Source organism: Megasphaera elsdenii DSM 20460 (genome assembly GCF_003010495.1).
GTDB lineage: Bacteria > Bacillota > Negativicutes > Veillonellales > Megasphaeraceae > Megasphaera > Megasphaera elsdenii.
On the sequence record NZ_CP027570.1, the window covers coordinates 445,084 to 465,025 of the forward strand.

Genomic DNA, 19,942 nt, shown 5'->3' on the forward strand with positions numbered 1-19,942 from the left:
ATTCCACCTTTCCTATCACAAATCCAATGTTACTATTATATAACAAGTGCCGGGAAAAAGAAATACTTTTTTTCACTTCTTTCTCGCTTCATTTCAAATCGACCACAGTGAAAAAGGACCTGCCCATGAGGGCAAGTCCTTTTTCCTTACATATGTAATCCTTCGCGCAATTTTTCAAAGATTTTTTGTTCGTCTTCGGTCAGGTCCCGGCCCAGGTCGATGTGGAGTTCTTCCCCATTACTGCGGGCCTTGTCCTGTTCGTGCTTATCGCCGCTCTTGGCGCTATCGTCACGGATGATCACGCTTACACCACCTTAGATCAAAGTTTTCGGATCGGGATATTCTTTAATGCTTTCAACCAGTTTGTCAGCCAATTCGTCGAGTTCACATTCCTGGTCGTCGCGGAGGGACGATTTCATATCCATCGTCGGTTCCAGGAGTTCGCAGCATTTGAACTGATTTTCGACGTAGTCCACCATGGTCTTGTAAGCAGCCGATGCCCAGCTGTGGCAAGCGATGACGCCGATGGTGCGTTTCTGGAACATGAGGGTCTTCAAGTCGTGGAGGAAGTTTTCCATCGGCAGGAAGAGGTTCAGGTTGTACGTCGGAGCAGCCAGGACGAGGTGGCTGTATTCCCAGGCTTTTGCCGTGATGTACGACGAATGGATCTTGGCTACGTCGTAGAGGCGGATGTCCTGGATGCCACGCTGGCTCAATTTATGGGCCAGGACGCAGGCAGCCCGTTCGGTGTTGCCATAAATGGACGAGAAAGCGATGACGACGCCTTTCTTTTCCGGTACGTATTTAGCCCAGTGGAGATATTTGTCGATGATGTACTTAATCGTAGCCGGCGTGCGGAATACGAAGCCGTGGAGCGGGCAGATGAAGTCGATGGGAAGGCCCGATGCCTTCTTGAGGACGTTGACGACCTGCGGGCCGTATTTGCCGACGATGTTGACATAATAACGGCGGGCCGAATCGAGGTAGTTTTCTTCAAAGTCGACCTGGTCTGCATAGACATTGCCGACCGTACCGAACTGGCCAAAGGCATCGGCACTGAAGAGGACGTGGTCTGTCAAGTCATAGGACATGATGACTTCCGGCCAATGGACCATAGGAGCCTTGACGAACTGCAATGTGTGTTTGCCCAAAGCCAGCTGGTCGCCTTCTTTGACGGCAACGTAGCGGTCCGTCATGGGATGGCGGAAGAACTGTTCAAAGAGTTTGAACGTCTGCGGCTGGCCGATGATCTTGGCATCGGGATATTTTTCCAAGAGAGCCAAGGCGGAGCTGGCATGGTCCGGTTCCATATGCTGGAGGACGAAGTAGTCCAGTTTACGGCCTTTGAGCAAGTATTCTACATCTTCCAGGAATTCGTCGCGGCACGATTTATCCATGGCATCGACGACGCATGTCTTTTCATCATCGATGAAATAGGAGTTGTACGTTACGCCTTCGGGAATCGGGAAAATCCGTTCAAACAGTTCGGTACGGAAATCGTTGCATCCCATCCAATAAATACCATTTTTAATTTCTTCTACACAATGCATATTGATATGACCTCCTTAAAAAGTACAAGCAGCAGTCCTGCTGTAATGGCAATTCTCATACCCATATCATACCATTTTTTGGACAAATAGGAAATACTAACAAGAAAAAAGTTAATTAAAAATCCTTATTGTTTATTTGTTTTGCCTGTATCGCGGTTGTTATCGGACGACTGACGGCTTTTCGACGAATCGGAACTCTTAGTATTCGTCGACTTATCGTCAGACCGGCTGCGAGTCGTACTCTGGGAGCTGGAAGTCGATTCACTGCGCCGTGTTTCCTGAGAAGAGCTGCGGCTCGGCGCCGATGCACCGATGGAATCGGCTTCGGCTACGACGTTGTCGATGAGCTGTTCCAGGACCTCGCGGTCGGCCTGGGACAGGTTCGTGCTTTCATTGAGCATATCCTTGGCCTGCTGAGCCAGGCTCTGAGCCTGGGAACGGGCCGAGCTGCGGCTGATGGAGCCGTTGCGGTACTGGACCTTCAGGCTGCGCAGTTCATTGGAAATGTCATTGGCCTTGCTGCGGATACGGGCAGCCACCATTTCGCCGCTGCGCTGTTTCCGGGCATCAGCATCCTGCAGGCGCTTGTCTTCTTCCCGGTTTTCCAGCAGTTCTTCCTGCTGCTGTTCGGCCACTTTATCCAGGGACGCCGCCGTCACATGGGTCCCAACGTAGTATTCATAGCCCATGTAGCCCAAGATGATGAGTGGAATACAGAGAAGCATCATTTCGACTTTGCGCATATGGGCGGCCCGCTTCCAGCTGATGACATTCTTGCGGCGGTGTTCCATGATGAGGACGATGATCAGGACGAGGACGACCAGGAACAAGGCGATATAGATGAACAATTTATGCCAGACCGTGGCCTGAAGCTTGATTTCCGTCGGGTTGGAATTGGACAGATTCCACAGATAGGTGCTGCCCTGGTCGTCGGCTTTATCGCTGTTGCTGACGACGCGGGTTCCGGACGGGAAGGAAACGATGTATTCCAGGTCGACGCCGTTTTCCGGCATCGGTGCGCCTAAGCGCAGGCTCTGGATGCTGTCTCCATCAAAATTATAATCGATATAATAAGTCGAACAGATGAGGCCGTCGTGCGTCTTGTGGACGATATGGTCGACAGAGCTCTTGCTGGCCCCGTCTTTGGTGATGGTCTTCATGGCCCGGAAGCCTTCGCCATTATCATTGTTATAATCCATAATGGTATAATTGCGCTTCTGGAATTCATCGGCATCATCTTTCAAGGACTTCTGTCCCTGAGCCGAATCGGACACCTTCAGGACATCCTGTGTTTCGCTGCCATCGTCGTGGATGATGGTCTGCGCCCGGAACCCCGATAAGAGGAAGAACGCTGCCAACAGCATGACCGTCATAGCAATCTTGGCAATTTTCGCGTATGCTTTCATAGTCTCCTCGCTTTCTTTCTGTGCCGTCATTCTTCTTTCGGCGGTACCATTCCGGTATCGACGAGATGAGGCCGGTCAAATAAGGTCTGGGCCTCTTTCTCCTGGCGGGCCTTGGCCATGGCCGCGCCATTGCTGATATCCGCCAAGGGAATCCCATTGACGAAGATGCCCTCGATGACGCCTTCCCCCCGCTTGATGCGGATACTGGCGATGATGTTGTCATCCTGGCGGAGCCCATAGATGCCATCGGTCAGTTCCGGAGCCAGGCGGTAGCGGTCAAAGCCGACCTGGAACTGGACGTAGCCATCTTGATAGGAAACGACGGTGGCCTGCATATAGTCGCCGCCGACGAAAGGCTTGGATGCCGAAGCCCCCTGGATTTCCATAAGGCCTGAAGCATCCCGTGAAATATAAACATAAATCTGCTGTCCCGTTTCTGGCGGCGTGTCGTCCCGCCACCGGGTCGTATCTTCGGGGAAGACGACGCGGACATAATCCGTCCCGAAAGAAGCTACTTCCAGACGGGGAACGCAGCGCCACTGATAAGGGATCCCATCGACAGCGATGTTATGCCAGCGCCATCCCATATAGGCGACGACGGCGAACTGGATGAGGACGACAAGGGTGAAAAAGATCCAGCGATACCGTCCGTCGAGCGAAAAGGAAAGATGGAGTCCCTGCAAAGGCGGTGAAAATTTCATTTTCGATTGCCTCCTTGATGAGACCACGGCGAGTGGGTAAAGTATTTTTTACGTTTCGGAGCCGGCTTCATCGAACTCCACGGCGATTCCGTGATCCGCGGCTTTTCTTCCGGCACCGGTTCCTGAGGAACAGCCATCTGCTGCGGCACGGCCTCCGTCGTTTCGTGGACGGTCTGGCTGACCGGCACTATAGGCGTTACGTCAGATTTCTCTGTATCGGCAGCCGGAGCCGTAAAGGTGAAAGCTGGCGGAGCTTCTGCCGGTTCGGCTGGTACAGGCGGTGCTTTCGGCAAATCGTCTGCCTTTTCTTCCCCAGCCGGTTCCGCAGACAGCCCCAATTCGGCCGGCGATGGGATACGGACGTCCTTCATCCATTCGGCCAGACTGTCGGCATCACTGGCCGCATCCTGGACCTGCCAGGACGGCGTCGCATCCTTAGGCGGCACGTCGGCCTCACGGTCTTCTTTCACCTGGCCGCGGACGCGCGTCGACGAATGGCGAAGGCCGGTCCGCCGGGCTGCGCGCAAAGCTGCCCAGGCCTTAGCCTTCCGGGTCCGTTTGAACTGGAAAAGGATCAGTGCCAGGACGACGATTGCCAGCAGCGGTGCCAGCGGTGAGAACTGGGTCCCAAAAATGAAGGCCAGGATCAGACTGACAAAAAGGACGACGCCGAACTTCATATGCAGGCTGTGACCGGGCTTAAAGCCCTGGGACGTTTCAAAGAAACCTAAGACGACCATGTACAGCGACGACAAGACCAGGGGAATCGAAGAATAGAGCCCGGCCCGGACGAGAAGGGTTTCAAAGGCCAGGATGAACGGGACGGCCAAGTACAAGACCGGTCCCCACAAGCGTTTCTTTACGGTCCTGGCCATGAGGGCGATCATCACGGCAAAGAGGACGAGCGTCACCAAAGCCGTCACCCAATGGAACTCGTGTACCCTGGCAATCCCGTCCCAGGCAGCAGGCAGACAGGAAATGAGCAGGGATCCGGCAGCGGCAAAACGGCCGAACCAGCGGAAAGGGACACCCCAGGACTGATGGATGTCGATAGAATACCCGATCAGCATGATTGTCACGGCCAGGCTCCCCAATAAGAGGAAGGGGATATAGTCCGTCGCCCGGGCGGACAAGCCAAAGGCGGCGAAGACCGTCATGGTCATGAGCCAGGAAAAACCGGACAGGCGCCGTTCATCGCGCATGGTGATGAGGGTATTATAAAAAGGTACGGCCAGCAGGAGCAGGACCCATAACAGCGCCGTCCCGCCGGGCGTATTCATGGGGCCGCCGGCAGCCGTCCAATACAGGAGAGACAAATCATAGACGACCAGGGCCGCCAGGGACCGCAGCAGGTAGACCACAGGCAGGCAGAGGAGGGCGCAGACGGCGACATAGGCCGTCACATCCCAGCCGATATAAAAAGACTGCTCGGCCATCGCCAGGACAGCAAAGATGCCCAGGCAATGGACCAGGGCCACGCCTTCAGCGACGAGGCTTCCCTGCCGTTCCTGGAACATGGCGGCGCCGACGCCGATCTGGGTAATCAGGAGCAGGACACAGGCCAGTCCCATGCGGACCGTAATCGACACGTAGTACCAGAACTGGGAAACGCCCCAAATCAGGGCGATACCGGCCGCAGCCAGGCCGATGACGGCCAGCAGGGCATATAAAGGCAGGGTCGTCAAAAGAGATTTCCTTTGTTCGTCCCTGCCATAAGATTTTCGTATTTTTTGCCGGGCTTCTTCGCTGATCCAGCCTTTAGAAACCCAGTCATCGACTTTTCTGTCGAGCCATACATTGGTATTTCGTTCCATAGTTGCCTCCAGGCACTCATTTTTCAAACAGGCAAAAAAAGGCATACCTGTGTACCCAGTATACCACAAAAAGAACAATTCCCCTATGGCACGACGTGAAATTTTAAAAAAAAAGAAGCTGTCGCATGTGCGACAGCCTTTTTTTAGTGGTTAGCAGCTAGTGGCTAGGGGTTAGCAATACAGATTGCTTCTCCGCGAACCACTAACTACGAACCACTACTCACTATTTAACGATCAATACGGGGCAGACCGAATGGGTGACGACATAGCTGCTGACGGAACCCATGAACAAGCCTTTCAACGGCCCGAGGCCGCGGCTGCCCATGACGATGAGGTCGGCATTGTATTTCTTGGCCACCGACAAGACGGCCGGACCGGGCGAACCGACTTCAAAGACACTCTTGACTTCGATGTTCTGGGGAATGGATTTCGCAAATTCGTCGAGGATGCCCTTCCCTTCTTCTTCCATGTCCAAAGCGACCTGTTCCGTGACGTAGCCGCTGGCATTGGGGATCTGGTCGAAGTTAGAAATGACCGATACGATGTTGGCGACATAGACCAGCGTAATCGTAGCGCCTAAGGACGAGGCGATGACGACGGCATGTTCCAGCGCGCGTTTTGAGTTAACAGAACCGTCCGTCGGTACGATGATGTTATTATATTTTTTCATATGAATCCCTCCTTATTAAGGCCTGTACTTATCCTTGATATATATATTCGCCATGACTTTTATGGATTCCTTCTTTGTCATCCAAAATTTTTTCAGAAAATGTCCGCTTTTTATTTTTAGAAATCTATCCGGCCTATACTTAAATGACCATGCGAAATCTGAAAAATGAGTATAAACTTTCATGTCTCTATGCTATAATACTGAATATGATTGTAATATTTTTAAGTTTCTCTGCAATCAGATAATAAGAAAGGTGGTTTTTATGACACATGAACTCGTAAGTGCGACCTTGCCCGTATGGAGTATCATCCCCTTCGCCGGGATGCTCTTGTCCATCGCCATCGTGCCCCTTGTCCGCCCGGAATGGTGGGAAAAGCACATGCTCGGTGCAGCCATCGCCTGGTCTCTTTTGTTCCTCATCCCCTTCGCTGCAGCTTATGGCGTCGGTGAATCGTGGTTCCGGCTCTTAGAATCGGTCCTCCTCGACTACATTCCCTTCATCGTCCTCCTCTTCGGCCTGTTCGTCGTCGCCGGCGGCATCGCCGTCCGCGGCACCTTAGCCGGTACGACGAAGATCAACTGCCTCCTGCTGTTCATCGGCACGTTCCTGGCCAGCTGGATTGGTACGACCGGCGCTGCCATGCTGCTCATCCGTCCCCTCATCCGGGCCAATGCCTGGCGCAAGAACAAAGTACACCTCATGGTGTTCTTCATCTTCCTCGTCGCCAACATGGGCGGCTGTCTGACACCGCTCGGCGATCCTCCCCTGTTCATGGGCTTCCAGCGCGGCGTCCCCTTTACCTGGACCTTCCATCTCCTGCCCATCCTGGTGCTCAACCTGGTCCTCATGTTCGCCCTCTTCGCCTTCTTGGACAAACACTTCTATAATAAGGAAGTAAAAGAAGGCCGGACTCCGCTCGACTTGATCGATGAAAACGACAAACAGCCCCTTCGCCTGGAAGGCGCTCACAACCTCATCTTCATCGCTTTGATCATCATCGGCGTCCTGGCCAACGGCCTCCTGCCGGATATGTTCCCGGCTTTCGCCAACGGCGCAGGCCTGCACATTTACGATGAAATCGTCTTCCCCTATGCCACCTTGGCAGAAATCGCCATCATCCTCGTCGCGGCCTTCCTGTCCATCAAGACGACGCGGAAATCAACGCGGGACCTCAACGAATTTACGTATGCCCCGATTCTGGAAGTGGCTAAACTGTTCATCGGCATCTTCGTCACCATGATTCCGGCCTTGATCTTGCTCAAAGCCCACGGTGCTGAACTGGGCCTGTCCCATCCGTGGCAGATGTTTTGGGCCACCGGCGCCCTGTCGTCCTTCCTGGACAACACGCCGACGTACCTGGTCTTCCTCCAGACAGCCGGTGCCCTCGGTGCTACCCAGGGTATTACGACGTCCGTCGGGACGGTCTCCCAGATCATGTTGGAAGCCATCTCGGCCGGTGCCGTCTTCATGGGCGCCAATACCTATATCGGCAATGCACCGAACTTCATGGTTAAATCCATTGCAGAAGAAAACAAAATCAAAATGCCGAGCTTCTTCGGCTACATGGGCTGGTCCGTAGCCATCCTCATCCCGCTGTTCATCATCGACATGGTCGTCTTCTTCTTGTAATTCGTGGCTAGTGGCTAGTGGCTCGTTATGGACTCAGATGCCGCTATGCGGCGATGGATTCAAAGTGACAACGACGCTTCGGGATAACCCTCAGCGCGTATCGGGCCGCCTTATCAGGACGTCCCCTACGAAATCGCATGCAGGCGATAAAAAAACCATTGCGGCTGCAGCCGCAATGGTTTTAATTTTTTAACCATCCACTACAAACACACAAAAAAGCTGTCGCAAATGCGACAGCTTTTTTAACTGGTGATCCATCCGAGATTCGAACTCGGGACACCCTGATTAAAAGTCAGGTGCTCTACCAGCTGAGCTAATGAATCATGGCTGGCAGGGGTAGCTGGATTCGAACCAGCGCATAGCGGAGTCAAAGTCCGGTGCCTTACCACTTGGCTATACCCCTATGGGGCGAGTATAGGGATTCGAACCCTAGCGTAACGGAGCCACAATCCGCCGTGTTAACCACTTCACCATACCCGCCATATGAGATTATCTGCGTCGGCCGCGCTGTATTAGCGCCGTCAACGTAGATAATCTTACCATGAACCCTTCACAAAGTCAAGCACTTTTTCAAACTTTTTTATCTTTCTTTTTCTCCGTATAATAAGTCCTTGACGAAGTTCGGCAGGACGAAGGCGCTCTTCTGGATTCCTTCGTTGTAGTATTTGGTCGGGAAGGTCCGTTTGCGGTTCGGTTCCCATGCCAAGGGATCGTATTTCTTCGAGCCCATGGTGAAGCAGTGCATGCCCGACGGGTAGAGCGGGATGAAGGCCGTGTACAGGCGGGTGATGGGGAAGATGTCCGATACGCAGTCGAAGATGTCCTTGACCAGTTTGCGGTGCATGAAAGGCGATTCGGTCTGCTGGACGAAGAGACCGTCTTCTTTGAGGGCCTTGAAGGTGTCCTTATAGAAATCATACGAGAACAGTCCTTCGCCAGGGCCGACGGGGTCCGAGCAGTCGACGATGATGACGTCGTAATAGTTTTCGGCTTCCCGCATGAAGGCGATGCCGTCGCCGACTTTGACGGTCAGTTTGGGATCCTTTTCAAGGATGGCTTTAGAGATTTCCGGGAAATATTTCTTGGACAATTCGATGACCTGGCCATCGATGTCGACCATGGTGACCGATTCGACTTCCGGATGACGGACGGCTTCCCGGGCAGCGCCGCCGTCGCCGCCGCCGATGATGAGGACTTTCTTCGGATTGGGATGGAGGAACAGGGGGATGTGGACGATGCTTTCGTGATACATAAATTCATCTTTGATAGACGTCTGGAAAACACCGTCCAGGACCAGCATGCGGCCAAATTCCTTGGAATCGGCGACGATGATGTCCTGGAACTGCGAGTGACCGCGATAGAGGATATCCGACACTTCCGTCGTCAAATCCAAATACGGGGACTGGTGTTCGCTTACGAATTTTCTCATGACAGGGCTCCTTTATGATAAAAATATAGCTTTCATTAAGACAGGGACACCTTTATTCTATCATATTTGCCAGGATTTGTCGTAACTCATTTTATGGCGCAGCAAAAAATCCTCTCTCCCACCCCCTTACAGAACAAGGGGATTATGGTACAATATAAAGTAGACTTTTTATATACAGTCTTTATAATATAGAAATTTATAAGAAAGAATCGGTTGGTAAACCGATAGGGTGACAAAACATGAAAAATCTCTTACATATCGGCATCGACATCGGTTCGACGACGGTAAAGATTGCCGTCCTCAACCATGCCAAACAATGCCTTCACGCATGCTATGTCCGCCACTATACGGATATACGCCAAAAAGTTTGGGATTTACTCCAAAACGCCTATGAAATCTTTGGCGACCGTCAAATCACCATGGCCATCACCGGCTCTGGCGGCATCGCCCTGGCAGACTACCTGCACATTCCCTTTTTGCAGGAAGTCATTGCCGGTACCAAAGCCGTCCGCACTTATTATCCCCAGTCGGACGTCATCATCGAACTCGGCGGTGAAGATGCGAAGATCACCTACCTGACCGGCGGCAACGAACACCGCATGAACGGCAACTGTGCCGGCGGGACCGGGGCCTTCATCGACCAGATGGCGACCCTCCTCGACACCGATGCCAGCGGCCTCAATGAATTGGCCAAGAAAGCCGACACCATTTATCCCATCGCCGCCCGCTGCGGCGTCTTCGCCAAGACGGACATCCAGGCCCTGCTCAACGAAGGGGCCAGCAAGGAAAATGTCGCCGCTTCCGTCTTCCAGTCCATCGTCTTCCAGACCATCACCGGCCTGGCCTGCGGCCGTCCCATCAAAGGCACGGTCTGCTTCCTCGGCGGTCCGCTGACCTACCTGTCCCAGCTTCGGGAACAATTCGCCAAGACCCTCCATCTGACGCCGGAACAGGTTATTGCCCCGGAAAACGCTCAGGTCTACGTGGCCATCGGCGCCGCCCTGGGCAGCATAGATACGAAGCCCGTTTCCTTCATGAACCTCATGGGCCAGCTGAAGAACGTCGACGAATCGACCCTGGCCAAATCGGACCGCGTCGAACCGCTGTTCAACAACCAGGCCGAACTCGACGAATTTCGGGCCCGCCACAGCCAGCACACGGTCCCGCAGGCGGACATCACCACCTACAGCGGCCCGTGCTACCTGGGCATCGACGCCGGCTCGACGACCATCAAGGCCGTCGTCCTCAGCGAAGACATGAAGATCCTTTATTCGCACTACCAGAACAATGAAGGCAGCCCTTTGACAGCGGCCAAGAACATCGTCGCCGAAGTCTACCGCCGCCTGCCGGAAAAGGCCTTCATCGCCAAAGCCGGCATCACCGGCTACGGCGAAGCCCTGCTCAAGGAAGCGCTGCACCTCGACCTGGGCGAAGTCGAAACCATTGCCCACTATCAGGCAGCGTCCCACTTCTGCCCGGACGTCGACTTCCTCCTCGATATCGGCGGCCAGGACATGAAATGCAGCCGCATCAAAGACGGCCATATCGAAGACATCCTGCTCAATGAAGCCTGCTCGTCGGGCTGCGGTTCCTTCCTGGATACCTTCGCCAAATCCCTGAAAATGTCCATCCAGGACTTCTCTCAGGCCGCCCTCCTGGCCAAGAGCCCCATCGACCTGGGCTCGCGCTGCACGGTCTTCATGAACTCCAAAGTCAAGCAGGCCCAGAAAGAAGGAGCTACACTGGCCGACATCTCGGCAGGCCTCTCTTACTCGGTCATCAAGAATGCCCTGTATAAAGTCATCAAGGTCAAAGACCCGGCCAAGCTCGGCAAGCACATCGTCGTCCAGGGCGGCACTTTCTACAACGACGCCGTCCTGCGGGCTTTCGAAAAACTCCTGGGCCGCCAGGTCATCCGTCCGGCCATTTCCGGCCTCATGGGCGCCTTCGGCATGGGCCTCGTCTGCCGCACGGCCTATCACCAGGACCACGCCAAGTCGACCATCGTCAGCCCGAAGGCCCTGGAAGAACTGCAGGTCACGACGTCCATCCGCCACTGCGGCTTGTGCACCAATAACTGCCTGCTGACAGTCAATACCTTCAACGACGGCCGGTCCTTCATCACGGGCAACCGCTGCGAACGCGGCGCCGCCGGCTCGACATCGGCCCGCAAGAAGCCCCTGCCCAATATGTACAAGGTGAAATACAACCTGCTCTTCGGCTACAAGCCCGTAGAAAATGCGCCGCGCGGCACCGTCGGTATCCCGCGGGTCCTCAATATGTACGAAGACTATCCCTTCTGGTTCACGTTCTTCACCAAACTCGGCTATACCGTCGTCCTTTCCGACCCGTCCTCAAAACCCCTCTTTGAAAAGGCCATGGACACGGTCCCGTCGGATTCGGCCTGCTACCCGGCCAAACTGGTCCACGGCCACATCGAAAACCTGTTGGAAAAAGGCGTCGACCGAATCTTCTATCCCTGCATCCAGAACGGCCCCAGCGAAGGCAGCAAGGACAATACCTTCAACTGCCCCATGGTCATGAGCTATCCCGAAGTCATCCGCAACAACATGGGCGAACGCCTGGCCGAAACCAATACGCCCTATCTCTGCCCCTTCCTGCCGCTCCACGACAAGAAGCGCATCGGCAAGCGCCTGGCGGAAGAACTCAAGGCCTGGAACCTGCCGGCTCACGAAATCAAAGCCGCTGCCGCTGCCGCCTGGGACGAAGAAGAAGCGTATAAACAGAAAATCTATGATTTGACTAAGAAAATCCTGGACAACCTGGAAAAGACCGGTCAGCGGGCCATCGTCCTCTGCGGCCGCCCGTACCATATCGACCCGGAAATCAACCACGGCATACCGGAACTCATCAACAGCCTGGGCCTGGCCGTCCTCACCGAAGACGGCGTGGCACCGCTGGGCCAGTTCCCGGGCCACCTGCGCGTCGTCGACCAGTGGTCGTACCATTCCCGCCTCTACCGGGCGGCCCAGTACATCACGCAGCATCCGAACCTGGAACTGGTAGAACTCAATTCCTTCGGCTGCGGCCTCGACGCCATCGTCGCCGACCAGGTCCAGGACATCCTGGCCCATGGTCACAAAATCCACACCCTGCTCAAGATCGACGAAGGGTCCAACCTGGGCGCCATCCGCATCCGCCTCCGCTCGTTGCTGTTCGTCATGAATCACCGGCCCAAAGAAGATCACGTCATCGAACCGTATTCCTACGAAAAGACGAAATTCACCAAGGAAGACGCCAAGCAGAACGTCATCCTGGCCCCGTCGATGACGCCGATCCATTTCCCGCTGTTCATGGCCGCTTTCGAACACGAAGGCTACCGCGTCGAACTCCTGCCCCACCAGGGCCAGAAAGCCATCGATACGGGGCTGGCTTATATCCACAACGACGCCTGCTACCCGGCCATCATGAGCCTGGGCCAGATCATTACGGCCCTCAAGTCGGGCAAATACGACCTGGACCACACGACGGTCATGATTTCCCAGACCGGCGGCTGCTGCCGGGCGACGAATTACATCGGCATGATCCGCAAGGCCTTGAACGACGCCAACATGTCGCAAGTCGCCATCTTGTCGCTGAACCTCAAGGGCATGAACAAGCAGCCCGGCTTCCAGCCCGGCATCGGTTTCTGGCACCGCCTGGTCATGGGCATGATTTACGGTGACGCCCTGCAGCAGGTCCTGTACCGCACACGGCCTTATGAAAAGGTCAAGGGCACGGCCGAAGCCCTCTTCCACAAGTGGCAGAAGAAGTGCGCCGAACAGCTGAAGAAAGCCGATTTCAAATCGTTCAGGAAAAATATCCGCGACCTCGTCGACGAATTTGACCACATCGACATGAGCGAAACCATGAAGCCGCGCATCGGACTGGTCGGTGAAATCTACGTCAAGTTCCACCCCATCGCCAATAACCATATCGTCCGCATGATTGAAGAAGAAGGCGGCGAAATCATCGTCTCCGGCCTGGCAGACTTCTTCCTCTACGGCCAGCTGGACAGCCAGTTCCGCCACAAGTACCTGTCGGGCAGCTGGAAGGATTCCTTCCTCAGCAAGACCGCCGTCCGCCTGTTGGAATGGTACCGCAAGCCTTATGAACAGGCCGTCGCCAAGAGCCGCCATTTCGATTCCATCACATCCATCTACGATATCGCCGACGAAGCGAAGAAATACTTGTCCCTGGGCCATGAAGCCGGTGAAGGCTGGTTCCTCACGGGGGATATGATTGACCTCATCCACCGCGGAGCCAAGAACATCGTCTGCCTCCAACCCTGGGCCTGCCTGCCGAACCACGTTACGGGCAAAGGCATGATCAAGACCTTGAAGGCCGCCTTCCCGGAAACGAACATCGTCGCTATCGACTATGACCCCAGTGCCAGCTCAGTCAACCAGACAAACCGTCTGAAACTGATGCTGACGACGACCTTTGAAGGCATCCGCGAACCGGTGCAGGAAGATGCGAAACCGGTCCTGCCCTTCATGAGCGGCGTCCGCATCAACAGCTCACTGGAAAAATAGTTCCAATAAAAAGGGGGTATGTATCATGAAAAACATCTTAGTTCCCATTGACGGTTCCCATCCGTCGCACAACGCCTTGCAGCATGCCATCGACATTGCCAACGTCTACAACGCTGAATTGACCATCGTCAATATCACCAATGCCGATGCCGTTCTGGACAGCTTCGATGTCTTCGAAGACATGACGGACGAAAAAGTCAAGGACCTGACCAAGCTGGCCAAGGACAAGAGCGGCTACGTCCTGGAAAAAGCCATGGAAGCCGTTCCGGAAAATCTGATGGTCCACACGGTCCAGCTGGTCAGCACACCGGAAATCGGCATCCTCAGCGAAGCGGAAAAATGCGACGCCGATCTCATCGTCATGGGCCGCCGCGGCAGCCATTCCCTGTCGGAACAGATTCTGGGCAGCGCCAGCACGTATGTCCTGGCCCATGCCAAATGCCCGGTCCTGCTGGCACATAATGAAAAAGAAGGCCCGTATCAGCGCATCCTCGTCCCGGCCGACGGCTCGGAAGAATCGTTGAAAGCCGTCCGCTACGCCGTAGAATTTGCCAAAGCCGACGGCGCATCGGTGACGGTCTTCCACGTCGCCAACATGCGCGACCTCATTGCCGAAGAAACGGCACTGGACCAGAAAAAACACGGCCTGGAAGACCTGACAGACCGCCTGCGCCAGAGCGCCGACCGCGTCTTTGCCCTGTGCAAGGCTGCCGTAGCCGACCATAAAGGCGGCGTGGACATCCACTTCGTCGCCAACATCGGCCGCCCTGGTCCGACAATCCTCAAAAAAGCCGAAAAAGACGGCTCGGACCTGCTCATCATGGGCAGCCGCGGCCGCAGCGGCCTGACCTCGATTCTCCTGGGCAGCGTCAGCCGCTACATCACGACCCATTCGGGCCTGCCCGTCATGATTGTAAAATGATGAGCTCGTGGCTTCGGCCTGCGGCCTAGTGGTTCGTGGTTCGTAGACCGCAACGGTCCCCTGGGCCGTCCTGCTAAGGCGGCCCGCCCTGAATGATGGGGATAACGCAGGCCGTAGTTCTCCGAATACACCCGAATACATAAAAAGGGGCTATCCCATTAAGCAAAAATACTTAATGGGATAGCCCCTTTCCATTGAAATTTCTGAGAAAAAGCAACCTCTCAGTCAGCGTTGCTGACAGCTCCCCTATAAAGGGAGCCAGGGCAGGCCGTACAGGACGGCGCCTGCATTGCGGAGTGCGACCTGCGGGCGCCCTTACACGAGCCACGAATCACTAGCCACGAGCCACTATTTTTTTCTCATCGCTTTGTAGAGTTTTTCTGCCGTCATGGGCAGGTCGCGCAGCCAGATGCCGGTGGCATTATAGATGGCATGGGCGATGGCCGGCGCCGGCGAGTCGATGACGAGTTCGCCGATGGATTTGGCCCCGAACGGTCCGTTCGGTTCATAGCTCGGTTCAAATTCAACGTTGATCTGGCCCAGGTCCATGCGCGTCGGCATGCGGTACTGCATGAAGGAGTTGTTCTGGATACGGCCTGACGGCGTAATCTGGATATTTTCAGTCAGGGCCATGCCGATGGCCTGGACGATACCGCCTTCGGTCTGGACTTTGGCTAGGGCCGGATTGATGACCGTGCCGCAGTCAACGACGGCGTCATACTGTACCAGCGAGATATGGCCCGTTTCCGGGTCGACGTCGACGGTAGCGGCACCGGCCATGTACGGCGGCGGACTGGTCGGCGAGTAGCACGATTCCGTCGCTTCCAGGGCGATGTCATTCATGAACATGGCGTCGTTGCCCAGGTCCTTGATGGTGATTTTCTTCCCTGTCGCCAGGTCAGTGATGGCCTGGCCGTCAAATTCCAGATTGTCGATACCGGCCGAGCCCAGTTTGACGGCAGCCCGTTCTTTCATGCGCTGTATCAGGCTCTGGCAGGTCTTGACGACGGCATTGCCCGTAAGGTACGTCGTCGACGACGCATAGGAGCCGCTGTCATACGGCGACGTATCCGTATCGACGCCATAGGTGACGATGTTGTCGACCGGGCAGAGAAGACATTCCGCAGCAATCTGGGCCAGGATAGTATCACAGCCCGTCCCCATATCGGTAGCGCCGATATTGAGGGAATAGAAGCCGTCGTCGTTGACCTTGATGGTGACCGAGGCGACGTCGACGTTGGTAATGCTCGACCCCTGCATGGCCGCAGCGATGCCGATAGCCCGGATATGGCCATTGGGCAGGACCTGACGCGGGCAGTCGTCGTGCCAGCCGGACATCTGGACCACCCGTTCCAGGCACTTGTCGAGGGTACAGCTCAGGGCCGTTTCATTGAAATAAGCCGGCATGACCTGTCCCTGACGGACCAGGTTCTTCAGGCGCAGGGCCACAGGGCTCATGTGCAGGGCTGCTGCCAGTTCATTGACGGCTGTTTCCAGGGCAAACAAGCCCTGGGTCGCACCGTAACCGCGATAGGCACCGGCGGCGATGGTATTGGTATAGACGCAGGTATAACTGAAGCGGAAAGCTTCGGCTGCATTATACAAGGGAATCGATTTATGCCCCGACAACGTGACCGTCGTCGGCGTATGTTCGCCATAAGCACCGGCGTTCCACAGGGAATCGACGAAGATGCCGCGGATATGGCCGTCCTTGCTGGCGCCGAGGACGACGCGGATCTGCGATTCATGGCGCGGCGTCGATACGGTCATGGATTCTTCCCGGCTGTAAATCATATACGCCGGTTTTCCCGTCAGCCAGGCAATATACGCCGGATAGACTTCCATGACGGCTGTCTGCTTGGAGCCGAAGCCGCCGCCGATGCGCGGCTTGATGACGCGGATCTTCGATTTCGGGATTTCCAGGGCATTGGCAACGATGCGGCGGACGTGGAACGGAACCTGCGTCGAACTGACAATGGTCAGGCGGCCGAAGGCGTCCTTATAGGCATAGGCCCGGAACGTTTCCATAGCGCCCTGCTGGTTCTGGCGCGTATGATAAGTCCTGTCGATGACGACGTCCGATGAAGCCAGGACGGCATCGATGTCGCCGTGTTCATCACAGGCCTGGGCGACGAGATTGCGCTTGTTGTCGCCGCCGACGTCGACGAGGGGATTCCAGTTGTCTTCGGGATGGACGACGATATCGTTATCCAAGGCTTTGGTGAAATCCAGGAGCGGTTCCTGGACATCGTACTCGACGCGGAGGACGCGCAGGGCCCTGTCGACGGCTTCTTCACTCGTACCGGCGACGAGGGCGACGGGATCACCGACGAAGCGGATCTGCTTATCCAGGATGAGGCGGTCATACGGGCTCAGTTCCGGATAGGTCTGGCCGGCAATGGTGAACCGCGACTGCGGTACGTCATCGGCCGTGACGATGCAGACGATGCCCGGCACCTTTTCGGCCGCACTCTTGTTCACGTTCTTGACGATGGCTCTGGCATGAGGACTGCGCAGGGCCTTGACGATGAGGCAGTCCTTGGGCCGCAGGTCATCTGTATAGACTGGCTGTCCCGTGACCAGGGCCTGAGAATCTTTCTTAGCGACGCCGTGATTGATGACTTTGTATTCCATTATGCCCGGACCTCCTTCCCTTTGGCTTTGAAATAAGCCTTAATAGCCCGCATATGGCTTATATAACCGGTGCAGCGGCAAAGATTCCCTGACAGGAATTCCTTGATTTCGTCTTCTGTCGGCGCATCCAGCTTACGGACCATGGCCAGGACGTTCATGACGAAACCGGGATTACAGAAGCCACACTGATCGGCGCCTTCACGGCCCATATAGAGGGCAAATTCTTTGGCTTCGTCCTGCAAGCCTTCCAGGGTCGTCACATGACAGCCGTCGATGCGGACGGCCAGCATGGCACAGGACAGGACGGGTACGTCATCGACCCAGACCGTACAGAGGCCGCAGTTCGTCGTTTCACAGCCGCATTTGACGCTGTAACAGCCCTGGCTGCGAAGAAAATCATAGAGCATCAGGCCCGGCGCGACGTCAGCCGTCGCCTTCTTGCCGTTCAGCCAATACGTAATGGTCATCACTGGTCACCTCCCAGTACTTTCGTCAATAAGCGCCGGCAGAGGACGACAGCCATATCGTGGCGATAATCGGCTGAACCGCGCATATTGCTTTCATAGTTCAGGGAGCCAGCCATCTTTTCAGCAGCCCCTTCCAGTCCTTGGCGGCGCACGTCGCTCACGGACTGGCAGAGCACCTGGGCCCGAGCCGGACGGGCACCGATAGCACAGCGCACGTCTTCTGCATCAGCCGACACGGCGACAGCAATGACAGGGAAGTCTGTTTCATTGAGGCGCAGCGAATCATACGCCGTCTGGCAGGCCTTTTTCGGGATGACCACCTGCGTGACGATATCCGTACCCGGCCCGGTCTGGCCGAAGTCTGCCAGGCTGACCGCGCCGCCTTTGTACAATTCGACTTGAGCATCCAAGGCCAAGAACAGCGTCCAGATGTCAGAAAAGCCGAAGCGGCCGCTGATACTGCCGCCGACAGTCGCCATGTTGCGGAACTGGGTCCCGACGATATGGCGGACGGCTTCTTTCATAGCCCCCTGGGTAAAAGCGGCCAGCCCTTCATGACCTTCGAGCTGCCCTAACGTGACCATAGCGCCGATGCGGAAGACATCGTCTCCTTCTTCGATCTGGTCCAGCCCCAGCCCGGACAAGTCGATGGCCTGGGCAATGCGCCGCTGCGGCGACAAGCGGAGCCAGCAGCAGCCGCCGAGGACGACAGCGGACCGCTTTTGCTTGAGTTTCCACGCTTCTTCCAGCGATGCCGCTTTCGTATATTGCGCAATATTCATAAAAAACCCTCCTTTGCAGGGTAAAAAATAAACTTCAATGCATAATTTATCAAGTTTATTATACCAGCAAAGAAGGGCGGGCCGCAAGGGCTCGTGGCTCGTGGCTCGTGGCTCGTGGCTCGTGGCTCGTGGCTCGTGGCTCGTGGCTCGTGGCTCGTGGCTCGTGGCGGGCCGCCCTGGCCGGGTCGGCCCCTACGGGCGGATGACTTGCCGCCTATGGTAACGTCGTTTTTCTTCATACATGTGCTTATCGGCGGCTTGCAGGACAGGAGGCAAGCCTTGGATGGCTTCGGCTACCCAATGATAGCCAAGGGCAATGTTCAAGTTTTGGGACGCGATTTGTCTGCGGATCTGACAGCAAGCCTGATGGAAATCCCGTTCTTCTACATGCTGCCAGATGATGACGAATTCATCGCCGCCGATGCGGAAGACTTCTCCGCCATGGCGGTATTGCTGGAGAATCGACGCCGTATGACAGATGAGCCGGTCGCCGCTGGCATGACCTTCTTCATCGTTCGTCTTCTTGAGGTTATTGATATCGGCAAAGAGGACGCCCATGCTGACCTGGCAGTTGACGTGCTGCTGATAGGCATCGAAGGCATTGCGGTTAGACACGCCGGTCATCTGATCGATGAAACTGTGGTTCCGCATCTGATAGATATGGTCCCGGCCTTTGAGCAGCACCAAAAGGAAGCTGCCTGCCAGGCGGAGTAATTCATCGGCCTGTTCTCTTGCATCGGGATGAATATTTTCCAAGACAATCGCGCCAATCCGGTTGCCCGGCATGAAAAAAGCCATCGCCGCTACATTGTGGATGTGAGCGCGATGCATATGTTCCTTTATAGAAGAATCCAGGTCCGGCCAGTCCGCCGTATTGGCAATGAAGACCGGATGGCCCCGACTGGCCAAGTCCTTGAACCAGCCCCGCAGCTTCTGCCGATCTTCGTTCGGGATGACACGATCCGTATCATAAGTCATGCCGTCCGGGGTCCAGCAATAGAAGTGGATAGGCGTATCATCGAAGAGAAACGCTTTTCCAGCGCCTAAAAATGAGCCAATGCGGGCAACAAAGGAAAAGAGGATGTCGTCTGGATCATCATTAGTCATAGCCTGACACACGGCATCCTGCAAAATCGCAATAAGCGTCATCATCTTTTTCTGATTACAGTACATGGAATCCCCCTGTCTGATACACACAAAAAAAACGGCCCCATACTGGCTGTACGGCGGCCGTCATCAGAAACCTGATTCCTTTTTTGCACACAAAAAAGAGAGATTGCAACTGGCTGCCAGCAGAGGCCCTATAGCTTTGCGTCGCCGGGTTTCCCCGGGTTTGCCGAATTTAATGTTTACTTTTTACATCAAGCATTATATACCCAGCCTAAATTTGTGTCAATAAACA

Annotated in this window: 14 protein-coding genes, 3 tRNA genes and 1 riboswitch; of the genes, 3 read left to right on the plus strand and 14 right to left on the minus strand. The window is 55.3% G+C overall.

The genetic code is table 11. The features are described 5' to 3' along the window. Positions 1 to 146: 146 nt before the first annotated feature. From C6362_RS11900 to C6362_RS02160, 6 genes are all read right to left on the minus strand, one after another. Positions 147 to 302 carry a hypothetical protein gene (locus C6362_RS11900; protein ID WP_014015129.1) on the minus strand — a complete coding sequence of 52 codons (156 nt, stop codon included), beginning with the start codon at positions 300 to 302 and terminating at the stop codon, positions 147 to 149. Between the two features lie 12 nt (positions 303 to 314). After that, positions 315 to 1,550 (minus strand): FprA family A-type flavoprotein, encoded by a 1,236-nt coding sequence (locus C6362_RS02140; RefSeq protein ID WP_014015130.1) that lies wholly within the window; start codon positions 1,548 to 1,550, stop codon positions 315 to 317. Between the two features lie 125 nt (positions 1,551 to 1,675). Next, on the minus strand, positions 1,676 to 2,956 hold the full coding sequence (locus C6362_RS02145) for a hypothetical protein (protein ID WP_014015131.1): 1,281 nt from the start codon (positions 2,954 to 2,956) through the stop codon (positions 1,676 to 1,678). Between the two features lie 26 nt (positions 2,957 to 2,982). Further along, positions 2,983 to 3,657, minus strand: a complete 675-nt coding sequence (locus tag C6362_RS02150) for a hypothetical protein (protein ID WP_014015132.1) — start codon at positions 3,655 to 3,657, stop codon at positions 2,983 to 2,985. After that, entirely contained in the window at positions 3,654 to 5,471 is a 1,818-nt protein-coding gene (locus C6362_RS02155) for a DUF2157 domain-containing protein (protein WP_014015133.1), read from the minus strand. Before C6362_RS02155 ends, C6362_RS02150 begins: the two co-directional genes overlap by 4 nt. Positions 5,472 to 5,694: 223 nt before the next feature. Further along, positions 5,695 to 6,141: a universal stress protein gene (locus C6362_RS02160; RefSeq protein WP_014015134.1), complete on the minus strand. Its 447-nt coding sequence runs from the start codon at positions 6,139 to 6,141 to the stop codon at positions 5,695 to 5,697. Positions 6,142 to 6,403: 262 nt separating this feature from the next. On the opposite strand from C6362_RS02160, the gene C6362_RS02165 reads away from it, so the two are divergent. Next, positions 6,404 to 7,771 (plus strand): sodium:proton antiporter, encoded by a 1,368-nt coding sequence (locus C6362_RS02165; protein WP_014015135.1) that lies wholly within the window; start codon positions 6,404 to 6,406, stop codon positions 7,769 to 7,771. Positions 7,772 to 8,018: 247 nt separating this feature from the next. Here C6362_RS02165 and C6362_RS02170 read toward each other — a convergent pair. From C6362_RS02170 to speE, 4 genes are all read right to left on the minus strand, one after another. Next, positions 8,019 to 8,094: transfer RNA gene (locus tag C6362_RS02170), tRNA-Lys, on the minus strand. Between the two features lie 5 nt (positions 8,095 to 8,099). Beyond that, a tRNA-Gln gene (locus tag C6362_RS02175) sits at positions 8,100 to 8,174 on the minus strand. A gap of 1 nt (position 8,175) precedes the next feature. Further along, positions 8,176 to 8,251: transfer RNA gene (locus C6362_RS02180), tRNA-His, on the minus strand. 100 nt (positions 8,252 to 8,351) lie between these two features. Next, complete coding sequence (gene speE, locus C6362_RS02185; protein WP_014015136.1) at positions 8,352 to 9,200, minus strand: polyamine aminopropyltransferase; 849 nt, start codon at positions 9,198 to 9,200, stop codon at positions 8,352 to 8,354. Between the two features lie 239 nt (positions 9,201 to 9,439). Here speE and C6362_RS02190 point away from each other — a divergent pair, with 239 nt between their 5' ends. Further along, positions 9,440 to 13,735 (plus strand): 2-hydroxyacyl-CoA dehydratase, encoded by a 4,296-nt coding sequence (locus tag C6362_RS02190; RefSeq protein WP_014015137.1) that lies wholly within the window; start codon positions 9,440 to 9,442, stop codon positions 13,733 to 13,735. A gap of 25 nt (positions 13,736 to 13,760) precedes the next feature. Continuing rightward, positions 13,761 to 14,657 (plus strand): universal stress protein, encoded by an 897-nt coding sequence (locus tag C6362_RS02195; RefSeq protein WP_014015138.1) that lies wholly within the window; start codon positions 13,761 to 13,763, stop codon positions 14,655 to 14,657. 348 nt (positions 14,658 to 15,005) lie between these two features. Here C6362_RS02195 and C6362_RS02200 read toward each other — a convergent pair whose 3' ends face one another. From C6362_RS02200 to C6362_RS02215, 4 genes are all read right to left on the minus strand, one after another. After that, entirely contained in the window at positions 15,006 to 17,291 is a 2,286-nt protein-coding gene (locus tag C6362_RS02200; RefSeq protein ID WP_014015139.1) for a xanthine dehydrogenase family protein molybdopterin-binding subunit, read from the minus strand. Further along, positions 17,291 to 17,758, minus strand: a complete 468-nt coding sequence (locus C6362_RS02205; protein WP_014015140.1) for a (2Fe-2S)-binding protein — start codon at positions 17,756 to 17,758, stop codon at positions 17,291 to 17,293. The genes C6362_RS02200 and C6362_RS02205 overlap by 1 nt, the downstream gene beginning before the upstream one ends. Next, the gene (locus tag C6362_RS02210) at positions 17,758 to 18,540 is read right to left on the minus strand and encodes an FAD binding domain-containing protein (RefSeq protein ID WP_014015141.1); all 783 of its coding nucleotides are present in this window, start codon (positions 18,538 to 18,540) and stop codon (positions 17,758 to 17,760) included. The genes C6362_RS02205 and C6362_RS02210 overlap by 1 nt, the downstream gene beginning before the upstream one ends. A gap of 192 nt (positions 18,541 to 18,732) precedes the next feature. Beyond that, positions 18,733 to 19,713 (minus strand): sensor domain-containing diguanylate cyclase, encoded by a 981-nt coding sequence (locus C6362_RS02215; protein WP_014015142.1) that lies wholly within the window; start codon positions 19,711 to 19,713, stop codon positions 18,733 to 18,735. A 101-nt stretch (positions 19,714 to 19,814) separates the two neighbouring features. After that, positions 19,815 to 19,888: riboswitch (cyclic di-GMP riboswitch) on the minus strand. Positions 19,889 to 19,942: the final 54 nt, after the last annotated feature.

Bases quoted from the DNA above. Each gene is read 5' to 3' on its own strand.
- C6362_RS02140 (WP_014015130.1), bottom strand. From the start codon at position 1,550: ATGCATTGTGTAGAAGAAATTAAAAATGGTATTTATTGGATGGGATGC.
- C6362_RS02145 (WP_014015131.1), bottom strand. From the start codon at position 2,956: ATGAAAGCATACGCGAAAATTGCCAAGATTGCTATGACGGTCATGCTG.
- C6362_RS02150 (WP_014015132.1), bottom strand. From the start codon at position 3,657: ATGAAATTTTCACCGCCTTTGCAGGGACTCCATCTTTCCTTTTCGCTC.
- C6362_RS02155 (WP_014015133.1), bottom strand. From the start codon at position 5,471: ATGGAACGAAATACCAATGTATGGCTCGACAGAAAAGTCGATGACTGG.
- C6362_RS02160 (WP_014015134.1), bottom strand. From the start codon at position 6,141: ATGAAAAAATATAATAACATCATCGTACCGACGGACGGTTCTGTTAAC.
- C6362_RS02165 (WP_014015135.1), top strand. From the start codon at position 6,404: ATGACACATGAACTCGTAAGTGCGACCTTGCCCGTATGGAGTATCATC.
- speE (WP_014015136.1), bottom strand. From the start codon at position 9,200: ATGAGAAAATTCGTAAGCGAACACCAGTCCCCGTATTTGGATTTGACG.
- C6362_RS02190 (WP_014015137.1), top strand. From the start codon at position 9,440: ATGAAAAATCTCTTACATATCGGCATCGACATCGGTTCGACGACGGTA.
- C6362_RS02195 (WP_014015138.1), top strand. From the start codon at position 13,761: ATGAAAAACATCTTAGTTCCCATTGACGGTTCCCATCCGTCGCACAAC.
- C6362_RS02200 (WP_014015139.1), bottom strand. From the start codon at position 17,291: ATGGAATACAAAGTCATCAATCACGGCGTCGCTAAGAAAGATTCTCAG.
- C6362_RS02205 (WP_014015140.1), bottom strand. From the start codon at position 17,758: ATGACCATTACGTATTGGCTGAACGGCAAGAAGGCGACGGCTGACGTC.
- C6362_RS02210 (WP_014015141.1), bottom strand. From the start codon at position 18,540: ATGAATATTGCGCAATATACGAAAGCGGCATCGCTGGAAGAAGCGTGG.
- C6362_RS02215 (WP_014015142.1), bottom strand. From the start codon at position 19,713: ATGTACTGTAATCAGAAAAAGATGATGACGCTTATTGCGATTTTGCAG.